The organism is Geodermatophilus telluris, assembly GCF_900102745.1.
Classification (GTDB): Bacteria; Actinomycetota; Actinomycetes; order Mycobacteriales; family Geodermatophilaceae; genus Geodermatophilus; species Geodermatophilus telluris.
The window spans coordinates 262858-277131 of sequence record NZ_FMZF01000006.1 but is presented as its reverse complement, the minus strand read 5'-3'; the positions used below and the strand labels follow the sequence as shown (position 1 = coordinate 277131).

The window sequence follows — 14274 nt, the reverse complement described above, 5'->3', positions numbered from 1 at the left end:
CCCGGCCGGCAGCGCCGGCTCGGGGAACGTCCCGCTCGGTGCCCGCAGCGACGGTCCGGGCAACGCCGGCGGGACCGGGTGTGCCCCGGGTGCCCCTCCGGCCCGGGCGCAGGTCAGGCTGGAGCCGTGATCGACGAACCGGGCCGCGCGTCCTCGCCGACGGACCCGTTCGTCCGGGTGCGCGGCGCCCGCGAGCACAACCTGCGCAACGTCGACGTCCACGTGCCGAGGGACGCCCTGGTCGTCTTCACCGGCGTCTCCGGATCCGGGAAGTCCTCGCTGGCCTTCGGCACGATCTACGCGGAGGCGCAGCGCCGGTACTTCGAGTCCGTGGCCCCGTACGCCCGGCGGCTCATCCACCAGGTCGGCGCACCCGTCGTCGACGAGATCACCGGGCTGCCGCCGGCGGTGGCGCTGCAGCAGAGCCGGGGCACCCCCAGCAGCCGGTCCACCGTCGGCACCGTGACGACGCTGTCCAACTCGCTGCGGATGCTGTTCTCGCGCACCGGCACCCACCCGCCGGGGTCGACCGGTCGGCTGGACTCCGACGCCTTCTCGCCCAACACCGCCGCCGGCGCCTGCCCCGAGTGCTCCGGTCTGGGCAGGGTCCACCTGGTGACCGAGGACAGCCTGGTCCCGGATGCATCGCTCAGCATCCGGGACGGCGCGATCGCCGCCTGGCCGGGCGCCTGGCACGGCAAGAACCTGCGCGACATCCTGGTCGAGCTCGGCCACGACATCGACCGGCCGTGGCGGGACCTGCCACAGGCCGAGCGCGACTGGATCCTGTTCACCGACGAGCAGCCGGAGGTCACCGTGCGCCCCGTCCGCGGGGTGGGTCAGGTCCAGCGCGACTACCAGGGCCGGTACACCGGCGCGCGGGCCTACGTGCTGCACACCCTGGCCAACACCAAGAGCCCGACCATGCGGCAGCGGGTCCTGCGGTTCGTGCGGACCTCGACCTGTCCGGTCTGCTCGGGCACCCGGCTGCGGCCCGAGTCCCTGGCCGTCACCGTCGGCGGCCGGAACATCGCCGAGCTGGCGGCCCTGCCGCTGACCGCGCTCGTCGAGACGCTCCGCCAGGCACCGCAGGCGACCGACGTCGCGGCGCGGATCACGGCGGACCTCCTCGGCCGGATCGAGGTGCTCACCACGTTGGGCCTCGGTTACCTCAGCCTGGACCGGACGACCCCGACCCTGTCGCCGGGCGAGCTGCAGCGGCTGCGGATCGCGACCCAGCTGCGGTCGGGGCTGTTCGGCGTGGTGTACGTCCTGGACGAGCCGTCCGCGGGGCTGCACCCGGCCGACGCCGAACCACTGTTGAGGGTCCTCGACCAGCTGACCGCGGCCGGCAACTCGTTGTTCGTCATCGAGCACGACATGGCGCTGGCCCACCGCGCCGACTGGATCGTCGACGTCGGCCCGATGGCAGGTGAGCGGGGCGGCCGCGTCCTCTACAGCGGGCCCGTCGCCGGCCTGTCCCACGTGGAGGCCTCGGTCACCCGGCGCTTCCTCTTCGACCGGGAGCCGCCGGTCGGTCGGCCGCGACGGCAGCCCGCGGGGCAGCTGCACCTGGGGAGCATCGACCGGCACAACCTGCGCGACGTCGAGGCGGAGTTCCCGCTCGGGGTCCTCACCGCGGTCACCGGCGTCTCCGGCTCGGGCAAGTCGACGCTGGTCAGCCAGGTGCTGGCCGACGTCGTCTCCCGGCAGCTCGGCTCACCCGCGACGGCCGCGGACGGCGAGGGCGACGCCGGTGACGACCCGACCGGCGACCCGGACGACGTCGTCCAGGACACCGTGGGGGTGACGGTGCAGGTCGAGGGGCCCGCGGCCGTCGACCGTCTGGTGCGCGTCGACCAGAAGGCCATCGGCCGGACCCCCCGGTCCAACCTGGCCACCTACACCGGGCTCTTCGACGCGGTGCGCAAGCTCTTCGCGGCCACCGAGGAGGCCCGCAGGCGCGGCTACGGCGCCGGGCGGTTCTCCTTCAACGTGGCCGAGGGGCGCTGCCCGACGTGTCAGGGCGAGGGCTTCGTGACCGTGGAACTGCTCTTCCTCCCCGGGACGTACTCGCCCTGCCCGACCTGCCACGGTGCGCGCTACGACCCCGAGACGCTGGAGATCACGCACCGCGGCAAGAACATCGCCGAGGTGCTCGACCTGACCGTCGACGCGGCCACGGACTTCCTCGCCGACCTCGCGCCGGTGGCCAGGAGCCTGCGCGTGCTGCAGGAGGTCGGTCTGGGCTACCTCCGCCTCGGACAACCGGCGACGGAGCTGTCCGGCGGCGAGGCGCAGCGGGTGAAGCTGGCCAGCGAGCTGCAACGGGCCCGACGGGGGCACACGCTGTACGTCCTCGACGAGCCGACCACCGGGCTGCACCCCGCTGACGTGGAACTGCTGGTGCGCCAGCTGCACCAGCTCGTCGACGCGGGCAACACCGTGGTGGTGGTGGAGCACGACATGGACGTCGTCGCCGACGCCGACTGGGTCATCGACCTGGGTCCCGGAGCGGGTGACCAGGGCGGCAGGATCGTGGCCGCCGGCACGCCGGAACAGGTGGCCACCACGCCGGCGAGCCAGACCGCCCGCTTCCTCGCCCCCCGGCTGCCGAGGGCGGAGCTCGCTCCGTCGTCGGCCCGCTCGGCAGTCCGGTGAGACAGCCTGCGGCCGGCCTCCGTCCGAGCCGCCACCTGCTCGGCAGTCGCGCCCAGGACGCGCCGCAGCACCGCTGCGCCGGAGGCGGCCGGGAGCCGCGGGGAAGGGAGGGTTGCCCATCGGGGATCGGCGGGGACCGTGCCGGTCGTGGGCGCGGAGCGGGACTCCGGCCCGAGCAGGTGGGATGGATCCCACTCCTGGGTGTCCGAGGGGGGACTTGAACCCCCACGCCCGATAAAGGGCACTAGCACCTCAAGCTAGCGCGTCTGCCATTCCGCCACCCGGACGAGTGCGGAGCAGAGCTTACCCGACCGAGGGCGCGGCTTCGTGCACCCCCCGCCGCCGCGGCACGGTCGGGCGCGGGGGAACGGCCGGCGCCACCGCCACCCGCCCGCGGCCGGCCCGCTTGGCGGCGTACAGCGCCCGGTCGGCGGCCGAGTACAGGTCCCGGACGTCGAGCACGGAGCCGGCGGTGTGCGCCACACCCAGGCTGACCGACAGGGGCAGCGCCGTCCCGTCGGCCAGTCGCAGCGGCGTCCCGCGCACCGCCTCGTGCACCCGCCCGGCGCGCTCGGCGGCCACGTCGGCCGGGCAGTCCGGCAGCAGGACGGCGAGCTCGTCGCCGCCGAGCCGGGACAGGACGGCGTCGTCGGCCCGCACCTGCTCGCGGAGCACGCCGGCCAGGTGCACGAGGACCGCGTCGCCCACCGGGTGGCCGTGCGCGTCGTTGATCTGCTTGAACGTGTCGACGTCGATGAGCAGCAGCGCGGTGCCCGACGACGTCCGCCGGGCCCGCTGGCCGGCCAGCGCCTGGTCGAAGACGCGGCGGTTGACCAGCCCGGTCAGCGCGTCCACGTCCGCCTGCTCCTGTAGGGCCGCGACCAGCCGGGCCTGCGTCGCTGCCGCCCGGTGCAGGACCACGGCGACGACGACCAGCACCCCGCCCGAGAACACCAGGTCGGTCAGCGCCGCACCCAGCGGGAGCAGCAGCAGCGCCGTCGCGGCGTCGGCCGCCAGCGCCACCCCGGTCACCAGGACGACGCCCCCGCGCCGGAGGTGCACGGCGCTCCACAGCACCGGGAAGGTGAGGAAGGCGTGGGCGGCGGCCGAGGTGTCGGCGGTGACCAGCCGCAGCCCGCAGACGAGCAGGACACCGGTCACCGCCGCCACGGCGCCGGCGCGCACGCGGTCGAGCCGGCCGGCCGGGACGAGCCGGAACAGGGCGGCCGCGGCGGCCAGCAGGCCGACCACCGCCCAGGACACGGCGGTGCCCGCCGCGCTCAGCGCGCCCGCCTCGACGAGCGTCCACGCGGCGACGGCGACCGCGCACACCACGAGGAGCGGCACGGCACTGCGCGCGGCCGCGAGGGGGTCGCGTGCCCGCAGGGACATCGGCGGGGCTCACCTCCGCAGGATCGGGGACCGGGGCACCGGCCGTCGGCGGCGGAGGATAACCAGGTCAGGGGACAGGACCGCTCGCGGCGGCCGGTCGGCGGGCGCCCTACGCTCGGCCGGTGGACAGCACCGCGCCCAGCCGGGCCCAGTCCGAGGTCGCCGAACTGCTCAGCGAGCTGATCCGGATCGACACCACCAACACCGGCGACACCGCCACCAGCGCCGGTGAGCGGGCCGCCGCCGAGTGGGTGGCCGGCAAGCTCGACGAGGTCGGCATCGACAGCGTCATCCACGAGTCCGAGCGCGGGCGGGCCAGCCTCGTCGCCCGCATCCCCGGCGCCGACCGCAGCCGGCCCGCGCTGCTGGTGCACGGTCACCTCGACGTCGTCCCCGCCGACCCGGCCGAGTGGAGCGTGCACCCGTTCTCCGGCGAGGAGCGCGACGGCTACGTCTGGGGCCGCGGCGCGGTCGACATGAAGGACATGGACGCGATGGTCCTGGCGCTGGTGCGCGACTGGGCCCGCACCGGCGTGCAGCCGCCGCGCGACGTCGTGCTCGCCTTCGTCGCCGACGAGGAGGCGGGCGGGAAGCTCGGTGCCCGCTGGCTGGTCGACGAGCACCCCGACCTGTTCGCCGACTGCTCCGAGGCGATCAGCGAGGTCGGCGGCTTCAGCATCACCGTCCGCGACGACCTGCGCCTCTACCTCGTCCAGACCGCCGAGAAGGGCCTGGCCTGGATGCGGCTGACCGCCGGCGGGCGGCCCGGGCACGGCTCGTTCGTGCACGACGACAACGCCGTCACCCGGCTGTGCCAGGCCGTCGCCCGGATCGGCGCCTCCCGGCTGCCCACCGTGCTCACCCCGCCGATGCGGCAGTTCCTCGCCGCCGTCGAGGACGCCTACGGCATCGAGATCGACCCCGACGCACCCGAGGAGGCCCTCGCTCGCCTCGGCTCCATCAGCCGGATGATCGGCGCGGCGCTGCGCAACACCGCCAACCCCACGATGCTGCAGGCGGGCTACAAGGCCAACGTCATCCCCGGCACCGCGAGCGCCACCGTCGACGGCCGCTTCCTGCACGGCCAGGAGGAGGAGTTCGAGCGCCAGCTCGCCTCGCTGGTCGGCGAGGGCGTCCAGCGCGAGTGGATCGTGCACGACCAGGCCGTGGAGACGACGTTCGACGGCCCGCTCGTCGACCTGATGGTCGAGGCGCTGAAGGCCGAGGACGCCGGCGCCCGCCCGGTGCCGTTCACCATGAGCGGCGGCACCGACGCCAAGAGCTTCCAGCGCCTGGGCATGCGCTGCTTCGGGTTCTCGCCGCTGCGGCTGCCCGCCGACCTGGACTTCGCCTCCCTCTTCCACGGCATCGACGAGCGGGTGCCGGTGGAGTCGCTGCAGTTCGGCGTCCGGGTGCTCGACCGGTTCCTGCGCTCGGTCTAGCCCTCAACAGGCGGCCCGCAGCGCCTCGAGCGCCGCGGCCACCGCGGGCACCCGTCGCGCGTCGGGGCGGACGAGGGTCTCCACCACCCGCCCGTCGACGTCGGGCAGGTCGACGGCGGCCACGCCGGGCTGGGCGCCGACCGCGAACGCCCAGCTCGGCAGCAGCGCCACGCCGAGCCCCCGCGCGACCAGGCGCTGCACGACCACGTGGTCGTCGGTGGCGAACCGGACGTCGGGGACGAAGCCGGCCCGCCGCGCGCAGCGCAGCAGGTGCCGCCGGCAGCGTGCGCAGCCGGCGATCCACGGCTCCTCGCGCAGGTCGGCCAGCGACGCCGGTGTCGGCGACCCCGCGGGGACGACGGCCTGCACGGGGTGGCGGGTGAGCGGCTCGCGCAGCAGGTCGCCGGGGACGGCGTCGGCGTCGTCCTCGTGCCGGAAGACGACGGCCAGGTCGGCCTCCCCGTCGCGCACCGCCGCCTCGGCCTCGGGTGGCTCGAGCTCGGCGAAGTGCACCTCCACTCCCGGCGCCCGGTCGCGCAGCGCGGCCAGCGCCGGGGGCACCAGCACCGCGGCGGCGGTCGGGAAGGCGGCGATGCGCACCCTCCCGGTGGCCAGGCCGGCGAGCGCGGCCAGGTCCTGCTCGGCGGCCGCGAGCCGGTCGGCGATCGCCTCCGCGTGGCGCAGCAGCCGCCGGCCGGCCTCGGTGAGCGCCACGCCGCGCCCCTCGCGCACGACCAGCGGCGTGCCGGCCTCGGCCTCGAGCCGCTTCACCTGCTGGCTGACCGCCGGCTGCGTCCAGCCCAGGGCCCGGGCCGCACCGGACAGGGAACCCGCGTGCGCGACCTCGCGGAAGACCAGCAGCCGGCGGGAGTCCACGCCGACATCCAAGCAGCGCTTGGGTCCGGTGGTCGTCCCGACGGTCTGGTCAGGGAGCTCGTCAGCGGCCAGCCTGGCGGCATGGAGACGATCGGACTGCTGGGCGGGATGAGCTGGGAGTCGACGGCGCTGTACTACCGGGTGGCCAACGAGCTGGTCCGCGACCGCCTCGGCGGGCTGGCCAGCGCGTCGCTGCTGGTGCGCAGCCTCGACTTCCGCCCCGTGCGCGCCTGCCAGCTGGAGGACCGCTGGGACGACGCCGCGGCCCTGCTCACCGCGGAGGCGAGGGCGCTGGAGTCGGCCGGCGCCGGCCTGGTGCTGCTGTGCACGAACTACATGCACAGGGTGGCCCCGGCGCTGGAGGCCGCGCTGTCGGTGCCCTTCCTGCACATCGCCGACGCGGTGGCCGCCGCCGCGCCCGGGCCGGTGGTCGGGCTGCTCGGGACCGCCGGGACGGTCCGCGAGCCGTTCTACCGCGACCGCCTCGCCGCCCGCGGGCTGACCGTGCTGGTGCCGCCGGACGACGACGTGGACCGCGTCGACACCGCGATCTTCGGCGAGCTGTGCCGCGGCGTGCTCACCGACGCGACGCGGGCCGACCTGCGCGCGGTGGTCGCCCGGCTCGCCGCCCGCGGCGCGCTGGCCGTGGCGCTCAGCTGCACCGAGCTCGAGCTGCTGCTCGGCCCCGACGACTCCCCGGTGCCCCTGCTGCCGTCGGCCCGGCTGCACGTGACCGCCGCCGTCGACCGCGCGCTGGCCGTCCCGGCTGCCGTGGTGTGATGCCCGGGTGACACCTCCCACACCTCCCGGTCCCGGATCCGTCGCGCTGATCACCGGGGGCACCGGTGGCTTCGGCCGGGCGCTGTCGCAGCAGCTGCGCGAGCGCGGCGTCACCGTGGTCGCCGCCGACCTCGACACCGAGCGCAACCGGTCGGTGGCGCAGGAGCTGGGCGCGCACTTCGTCGCCCTCGACGTCGCCGACCGGGCGGCCAACGAGGCCGTCGTCGCGCAGGTGGAGGCCGAGCACGGCCGGCTCGACGCCGCCTACCTCAACGCCGGCATCTCCGCGGCCAAGAGCGACGACGCCCTGGACCTCGACGAGTTCCTGCGCGTGGTGGAGATCGACCTGTTCGGCGTCGTCTACGGCGTGCAGGCCGCCCGCCCGGCGATCCGGCGGGCCGGCGGCGGGGCGATCGTGGTGACGGCGTCACTGGCCGGCCTCTCGCCGATGGCCACCGACCCCAGCTACAGCGTGGCCAAGGGCGGCGCGATCGCGTTCGTCCGCTCGATGGCGCCGCGGCTGGCGCGGGAGGGCACCACCATCACCGCGATCTGCCCCGGGTTCGCCGACACCGCGATCATCGACCGCATCCGGCACGAGTTCGAGGCGGCGTCCTTCCCGGTGATCCCCGCCGCCGAGGTCGCCGCCGCGATGGTCATGGCCTGGGAGTCCGGCGAGCCGGGCGCGGCCTACGTCATCCAGCCCGGCGTCGGCACGGTGCCCTACCGGTTCAAGGGCGTGCCGAGCGCGAAGACGCCGACCGGCGAGACCGCCGTCGTCCCGGAGGCCCTGCGGCCCCCGTCGATGCGGTGACCGGGGCGGTGAGCGGGCGCATGCGGGCCTGGCGGGTGCACGAGCTCGGCGACCCCGCCGAGGTGATGCGGCTGGAGGACGTCGAGCCGCCCACCCCGGGCGAGGGGCAGCTCCGGGTGCGGGTGCGCGCGGCGGCGCTGAACTTCCCCGACGTGCTCATGGCGCAGGGGCGCTACCAGGAGCGCCCGCCGCTGCCCTACACGCCGGGCATGGAGCTGTGCGGGGAGACCGAGGACGGCCGGAGGGTGGTCGGCGCGCCGGCCGGCGGGCCCGGGGCCTTCGCCGAGTACGCGCTGATGGACGCCGCCGACGCCTGGCCGGTGCCCGACGCGCTCTCGGACGAGCAGGCCGCGGCGCTGTGGATCACCTACCAGACCGGGCACGTCGGCCTGCACCGCCGCGCGCACCTGCAGCCGCGGGAGTGGCTGCTGGTGCACGCCGGGGCCGGCGGTGTCGGGTCGGCCGCCATCCAGCTCGGCAAGGCGGCCGGGGCGAGGGTGATCGCCACCGCGGGCGGCGCGCACAAGGTCGAGGTCTGCCGGGAGCTCGGCGCCGACCACGTCGTCGACTACACCGCCGAGGACTTCGTCCCCGTGGTCAAGGAGCTCACCGGCGGCGAGGGCGCCGACGTCGTCTACGACCCGGTCGGCGGCGACGTCTTCGACCGCTCGCGCCGGTGCGTGGCCTTCGAGGGCCGGCTGGTCGTCGTCGGCTTCACCAGCGGGCGCATCCCCGACGCGCCGGCCAACCACGCGCTGGTGAAGAACTACAGCGTCGTCGGCCTGCACTGGGGGCTGTACAAGCGCAAGGACCCGGCGGTGATCGGGCGGACGCACGACGAGCTGGTCCGGCTGGTCGGCGAGGGCGCGATCGACCCGCTGGTCGGGCAGGTGCTGCCGCTGGACCAGGCGCCGCGGGCGCTGGCCGCCCTGGCCGACCGCGGCACGGTCGGCAAGGTCGTCCTCGTGCCCTGACCGCTCAGGTGACGGGCATCGGCAGGTAGGACAGCCGCGCCCGCCGCCGCAGGACGGCCTTGCGGGTGCCGTCGGCGTGCAGCTGGAGGCGGGCGAGCTCCCACCCACCGACGTCGACCTGGAGGCTCAGCATCGTCGCCGCTGCGGACCGGGACGTGCCCGGCGGGATCCGCAGCGGCGCGTACTCGTAGTCGTCGGCGCCGTCCACCCGACCGATGTTGCCACGGGCGACGACCCCCGGTCACCCGTCTGCCACCCGCCGTTCCCGGGGCTGCCGGGACGGGGACCGGGCGGCAGGATGGACGGCGACCCGGGCCACCGCACCGGGTCACCGCACCGGAGCACCGCACCGGAGCACCGCACCGAGGGAGGACGACGTGACCGATCCCGGCACCGCCGACGACGCCGATCGCGCCGAGCAGGAGGCGCTCCTCGAGCCCGCCGCCCCCACCCTCGCCGGCGAGGTCGGCGGCATCGGCGACGGCGTCCCCGAGGCCGACGCGCTCGAGCAGCAGCTGGCCACCTCGCCCGGCACCGCGGGCACCCCGCGCGGCGTCGGCGACCGCGACGCCGACGAGGCCGACGTCCTCGAGCAGGAGGCCGACGTCCCCCTGGACGACGACGAGCGCACCGACTGACCGGCCGCCGCTCAGGCCGAGCCGAGACCGGGGTAGCCGGCGCCGGGCACCTCGGCCGGCGGGCCGAGCAGGGTCACCGTCGCCCAGCCCTCGCGCAGCAGCGCGACGTCGCTGCCGGGCGCCGGCGCCTCCGGGGTCTCGCGGTAGGTGAGCGTGACGAAGTCCTCGCCGGCCTCGCCGACGTCGACCTGCACCGCGCCGTGCGGGGCCAGCCGCGCCGCGCACAGCCCGCGCAGCCGGTCGGGCGGGACGTCGGGCACGTTGACGTTGACCACCACCGGGCCCGGCGGGTGGGCCAGCAGCCAGCGCAGCGCCCGGGCGGCGGCCTCCTCGGCGGTGTCCCAGGCGTGCTCGGCGGTCCAGTCCGCCGCGCCCTCGAGGGAGACCGCGAGCCCCGGCAGCCCGTGCGTGGTGGCGGTGAGCGCGGCGCCCACGGTGCCCGAGTGCAGCACCATCCTCCCGGTGTTGGGTCCCTTGTTCACGCCGGAGAGCACGACGTCGGGCGGCTCGCCGAACGCGCCGCGGATGCCGGCGAAGGCGATGAACCCGGGGGAGGCCTCCACCGACAGCGTCCGCACGGCGTCCACCCCGGGCAGCTCGTGCCGGTGCAGTGCCAGCCGGCCCGAGGAGTGCACCGCGCTCACCGCGGCGCTCGACCCGCTGGACTCCTCGTGCGGAGCGGCGACCGTCACCTCCAGCCCGGCCGCCACCGCCACCCGGGCCAGCGCGTGCAGGCCGGGGCTGTCGATCCCGTCGTCGTTGGTCACCAGGGCGCGCACCGCCTCCCCGTTCCCCGGGACGCGGGCCCTCACCCCTCCACCGGACGCCGAGTGTGGTTAGGCTGCCCTAACTCACCGATCCGAGGGGGACCCGTGACCACCTGCTCCGGCCCGCAGGCGCCGGCCGTCGCCGGCGCCGCCGAGCGCGCCCGCACCGCCGCCACCCGGGCGGCCGCCGCCCTCTGCCTGCCCGGGCACGAGCCGGGCCGCCCGCTCGCGCACGCCACCACGGCCGCCGGCCAGGTGCTGGTGCTCGTCCCCGCCGACGGCGAGGCCGCCCGCGCGCTCGAGGGGCGGGCCGACGTCTCGGCGCTGCTCATGGTCAGCGACCGGGCGCCGGTGCCGCTGCGCGACCCGGTGCGCGCCACGCTGTGGCTCTCCGGCTGGCTGACGCCGGTGCGCCCGGCCGACCGCACCGCCGCCGCGCTGGCCTTCGCCGAGGTGCGGCCCGAGGGCGCGCTGCTCGACGTCGGCGCCGGTGCCCTGCTGCTGCGACTGGACCTCGCCGAGGTGGTGCTGCGCGAGGGCGGCGGCTGCACCGAGGTCTCGCCGGCCGGGTTCGCCGCCGCCCGCCCCGACCCGCTGGCCGCCGTGGAGGCCGGGGTGCTGCAGCACCTGGAGCGCGACCACCCCGACGTGCTGGCCCTGCTGCGCAGCCGGGTCGCCGCCGGCGCGGGCGAGGTGGTGCGCCCGCTCGGCGTCGACCGGTTCGGCTACCGGCTGCGGGTGGAGCGGCCCGGCGGGCACCGCGACGTCCGGGTGCCCTTCGCGCGGCCGCTGACCTGCCCGGGCCAGCTGCGCGCGGCGACGTCCCGGCTGCTGTGCGCCCTCCGCGCCGGCCTCAGCCGCCGCGACTGAGGGTCAGCCGGCGTTCTCGCGCAGCAGCTGGGCCAGCCGGGTGCGGCGGGGGCGGACGTCGACCTCCCGCACCGCCCGCGCCAGGGCCGCCCCGGACGCGTGCACGATCGACAGGTGCTGCTGCGCCCGGGTGAGCGCGGTGTAGACCAGCGGCCGCGAGAGCATCCCGCCGGCCTCCGGGGGCAGCACCACCACCACGCCCGGCCACTCCGAGCCCTGCGCGCGGTGCACCGTGATCGCCCAGCCGTGCTTGAGGTCGGGCAGCGCGTCGTTGGGCACCGTCACCGGCCCGGAGGCGAAGGCGACGTCGAGCGTGCCGTCGCCGGTGCCGGTCACCACGCCCACCTCGCCGTTGGCGAACCCGATCGGCTCGATGTCGAGGTGGTTGGCGGTGGCCACCACCCGGTCGCCGACGTCGAAGCCGAAGACGGTGCCATCGCCCGGGTTGAGCCGCTCCTTGAGCGCGCGGTTGAGCTCGATGGTCCCGGCCGGCCCGCGGTGGACCGGCGTCACCACCTGGACGTTGCGCGGGTCGATGCGCAGCGCCCGCGGGATCGAGTCGGTGACCAGCTGCACCACCCGCCGGGCCGCCTCGCCGCTGCCCGACGCGGGGACCACGACCACCTCGCGGTCGGGGGAGTCCACCGGCGGCAGCTGCCCACCGCGGACGGCGTTGGCCAGCCGGGCGATCGCGCCGCCCTCGGCCTGCCGGTAGAGGGTGGTCAGCTCGGTGACCGGCACGACGCCGGAGTCGATGAGGTCGCCCAGCACGTGCCCGGGGCCGATCGAGGGCAGCTGCGCGGGGTCGCCGACCAGCAGCAGGTGGGTGCCGTCGGGGCAGGCCTCCACCAGCGCGGCGGTGAGCTCGACGTCGAGCATCGAGGCCTCGTCGACCACCACGACGTCGGCGTCGAGCGGCCACTCCTCGGTGCGGGCGAACCCGCCGCCGAAACCCTGCGAGCCCAGCAGCCGGTGCACCGTCGTCGCCGGGTGGTCGGTGAGCTCCTCCAGCCGCTTGGCCGCCCGTCCCGTGGGCGCGGCCAGCGCCACCTCGCTGCCCCTGGCCATGAGCAGCTTGACGACGGCGGCCACGGTGCGGCTCTTCCCGGTGCCGGGGCCGCCGGTGAGCAGCGACACGCCGGCGCCGAGCACCTGCGCGACGGCGGCCTTCTGCGCGTCGTCGAGCCCCTTGGCCACCGACCGGACGGCGGCGGGGTCGGCGATCCGCTCGGCGGTGGCCGCCAGCCGCGCCACGCCCTCGGCGACGGCCTCCTCGGCCATGCCGAAGCGGCCCAGCGACAGCATCCGCAGCGCCGGGTCGGGCTCGGGCAGCTCGTCGGGGTCGGCGTCCTCGTCGAACTCCGGCTCCGGCGGCTCGTGGTCGAGCACCTCCCCGGACTCGACCGCGGCCAGGACCGCGGCCGCCGGGTCGGCCACGCCCTCGGCGCGCAGCGCGGCCACCACCAGGTCGGCGGGCAGCACGGTGTGCCCGTCGCGCGCCGCCGTCCGCAGGGTCATGACGACGATCGCCCGGCCGCGGCGGCTGTCGCTGCGGTCGGCGCCCGGCAGCAGCGAGATGGCCAGCCGGTCGGCGTCGCGCAGGCTGACGGCCGGCAGCCGCAGCAGCGCCCACGGGTCGTCGCGCAGCCGCCGGGCGGCGTCGTCGCCCAGGGCGTCGGCGGCCGAGGACGCCAGCTTCGCCTCCAGGCCGGCCGTCACCAGCAGCTCCACCACGCCGTACGTGGGCTGGGCGGACAGGAACGAGGAGAACAGTCGCTCGGCGCGCTGCGTCCCCACCCGCGGCAGCTTCTGCAGCCGCGTGGCGGTCACGTCGTCGGGCGAGGTGATCCCGGCGCCGGGCAGCTCGGCGGCGGCCCGCTTGCCCAGGCCCGGCCACAGCCCCGCCGCGCAGAAGGCGGCGAAGACCGGGTCGGGGGCCGCGGGGGTGGGGGCCGCGGTCATCGGGCCGACCGCTGGTCGGGGTAGGAGAAGTGCGGCGCCGACACGTCCTCCAGCGCGGTGCGGATCGCGGCGGGCAGCCGCACCGACTCCGCGTCGAGGGAGGACTGCAGCTGCTCGGCGGTGCGCGCGCCGACCACCGGCGCGACCACCCCGGGCCGGTCGCGCACCCAGGCCAGCGCCACGGCCAGCGGGGTGGTGCCCAGCCCGTCGGCGGCGGTCACCACCGCCTCGACGATCCGGTCGGCGGCCGGTGAGCGCAGGTCGTCGATGAACCCGGCCCACTGCGGCGAGGCGCCGCGGGACCCGTCGGGGGTGTCGGTGCGGTACTTGCCGGTGAGCAGCCCGCGGCCCAGCGGCGACCAGGCCAGGACGCCGAGCCCCAGCGCCTCGGCGGCGGGCACCACCTCCCGCTCGACGCCGCGCTGCAGCAGCGAGTACTCGACCTGGGTGCTCACCAGCGGCGCGCGGCCGGGCCAGGCGCGCTGCCAGGTCGCCGCCTGCGCGGTCTGCCAGCCGGTGAAGTTGCTCACCCCGACGTAGCGCACCCGCCCTGAGGTGACGGCGGCGTCGCAGGCGGCCAGGGTCTCCTCGACCGGGGTGAGCTCGTCCCACGCGTGCAGCTGCCAGAGGTCGACGTGGTCGACGCCGAGCCGCTCCAGCGAGGCGTCCAGCGCGGCCAGCAGGTGCCCGCGGGAGCCGCCGCGCCCCATCGGCCCGGCGCCGGTGCGGCCCACGGCCTTGGTGGCCACCAGCAGCTCCGAGCGGGGGACGACGTCGGCCATCAGCCGGCCCAGCAGGCGCTCGCTGTCGCCGTCGCAGTAGACGTCGGCGGTGTCGACCAGGGTGCCGCCGGCGTCGGCGAACGCGGTCAGCTGCAGCGCCGCCTCGTCCTCGTCGGTGTCCCGGCCCCAGGTCATGGTGCCCAGCGCCAGCCGGGAGACGACCAGGCCGCTGCGTCCCAGCGCCCGTTGTTCCACGACCGGCCAACCTACCGCCGGACACCGACACCGGCCGGGGACGCGGCGGGTGTGGTGGACGGCGCGCGGGTCGCGCCCGGTCGGTCCGGGGGCGGCGACCTAGGCTGTCCGCCCGTGCCTC

13 protein-coding genes and 1 tRNA gene are annotated in these 14274 nt (G+C 76.6%); 7 read left to right on the top strand and 7 right to left on the bottom strand.

Going from position 1 to position 14274, the window contains the following annotated elements; genetic code table 11:
- Positions 1-126 precede the first annotated feature (126 nt).
- Positions 127-2661: an excinuclease ABC subunit UvrA gene (locus BLQ97_RS19190; protein ID WP_217637276.1), complete on the top strand. Its 2535-nt coding sequence runs from the start codon at positions 127-129 to the stop codon at positions 2659-2661.
- Between the two features lie 202 nt (positions 2662-2863).
- Here BLQ97_RS19190 and BLQ97_RS19185 read toward each other — a convergent pair.
- A tRNA-Leu gene (locus BLQ97_RS19185) sits at positions 2864-2948 on the bottom strand.
- A gap of 16 nt (positions 2949-2964) precedes the next feature.
- Entirely contained in the window at positions 2965-4053 is a 1089-nt protein-coding gene (locus BLQ97_RS19180; protein WP_091367725.1) for a GGDEF domain-containing protein, read from the bottom strand.
- Positions 4054-4175: 122 nt separating this feature from the next.
- On the opposite strand from BLQ97_RS19180, the gene BLQ97_RS19175 reads away from it, so the two are divergent.
- Positions 4176-5495 (top strand): M20/M25/M40 family metallo-hydrolase, encoded by a 1320-nt coding sequence (locus BLQ97_RS19175; RefSeq protein WP_091367723.1) that lies wholly within the window; start codon positions 4176-4178, stop codon positions 5493-5495.
- A 3-nt stretch (positions 5496-5498) separates the two neighbouring features.
- Here BLQ97_RS19175 and BLQ97_RS19170 read toward each other — a convergent pair whose 3' ends face one another.
- Positions 5499-6371 (bottom strand): LysR family transcriptional regulator, encoded by an 873-nt coding sequence (locus tag BLQ97_RS19170; RefSeq protein WP_091367721.1) that lies wholly within the window; start codon positions 6369-6371, stop codon positions 5499-5501.
- Positions 6372-6452: 81 nt separating this feature from the next.
- Here BLQ97_RS19170 and BLQ97_RS19165 point away from each other — a divergent pair, with 81 nt between their 5' ends.
- Genes BLQ97_RS19165 through BLQ97_RS19155 form a run of 3 tightly spaced genes read left to right on the top strand, consistent with a single transcriptional unit; the run spans position 6453 to position 8939 of the window.
- Positions 6453-7151: an aspartate/glutamate racemase family protein gene (locus tag BLQ97_RS19165; protein ID WP_091367720.1), complete on the top strand. Its 699-nt coding sequence runs from the start codon at positions 6453-6455 to the stop codon at positions 7149-7151.
- Positions 7152-7158: 7 nt separating this feature from the next.
- The gene (locus tag BLQ97_RS19160; protein ID WP_091367718.1) at positions 7159-7965 is read left to right on the top strand and encodes an SDR family oxidoreductase; all 807 of its coding nucleotides are present in this window, start codon (positions 7159-7161) and stop codon (positions 7963-7965) included.
- Entirely contained in the window at positions 7962-8939 is a 978-nt protein-coding gene (locus tag BLQ97_RS19155; RefSeq protein ID WP_245692471.1) for an NADPH:quinone oxidoreductase family protein, read from the top strand. Before BLQ97_RS19160 ends, BLQ97_RS19155 begins: the two co-directional genes overlap by 4 nt.
- 4 nt (positions 8940-8943) lie before the next feature.
- Here BLQ97_RS19155 and BLQ97_RS19150 read toward each other — a convergent pair whose 3' ends face one another.
- Positions 8944-9147 carry a DUF5703 family protein gene (locus BLQ97_RS19150; RefSeq protein ID WP_091367716.1) on the bottom strand — a complete coding sequence of 68 codons (204 nt, stop codon included), beginning with the start codon at positions 9145-9147 and terminating at the stop codon, positions 8944-8946.
- Positions 9148-9316: 169 nt separating this feature from the next.
- Between BLQ97_RS19150 and BLQ97_RS19145 the strand changes: the two genes are divergently transcribed.
- Complete coding sequence (locus tag BLQ97_RS19145; protein WP_091367714.1) at positions 9317-9577, top strand: hypothetical protein; 261 nt, start codon at positions 9317-9319, stop codon at positions 9575-9577.
- A gap of 11 nt (positions 9578-9588) precedes the next feature.
- On the opposite strand, the gene surE is transcribed toward BLQ97_RS19145, so the two are convergent.
- Positions 9589-10389, bottom strand: a complete 801-nt coding sequence (gene surE, locus BLQ97_RS19140; protein WP_217637275.1) for a 5'/3'-nucleotidase SurE — start codon at positions 10387-10389, stop codon at positions 9589-9591.
- Between the two features lie 60 nt (positions 10390-10449).
- Here surE and BLQ97_RS19135 point away from each other — a divergent pair, with 60 nt between their 5' ends.
- On the top strand, positions 10450-11214 hold the full coding sequence (locus tag BLQ97_RS19135) for a DUF2470 domain-containing protein (protein WP_245692470.1): 765 nt from the start codon (positions 10450-10452) through the stop codon (positions 11212-11214).
- A 3-nt stretch (positions 11215-11217) separates the two neighbouring features.
- Here BLQ97_RS19135 and BLQ97_RS19130 read toward each other — a convergent pair whose 3' ends face one another.
- Positions 11218-13176: an AAA family ATPase gene (locus BLQ97_RS19130; protein WP_091367710.1), complete on the bottom strand. Its 1959-nt coding sequence runs from the start codon at positions 13174-13176 to the stop codon at positions 11218-11220.
- Entirely contained in the window at positions 13173-14153 is a 981-nt protein-coding gene (locus tag BLQ97_RS19125) for an aldo/keto reductase (RefSeq protein WP_091367708.1), read from the bottom strand. Before BLQ97_RS19125 ends, BLQ97_RS19130 begins: the two co-directional genes overlap by 4 nt.
- Positions 14154-14274 lie beyond the last annotated feature (121 nt).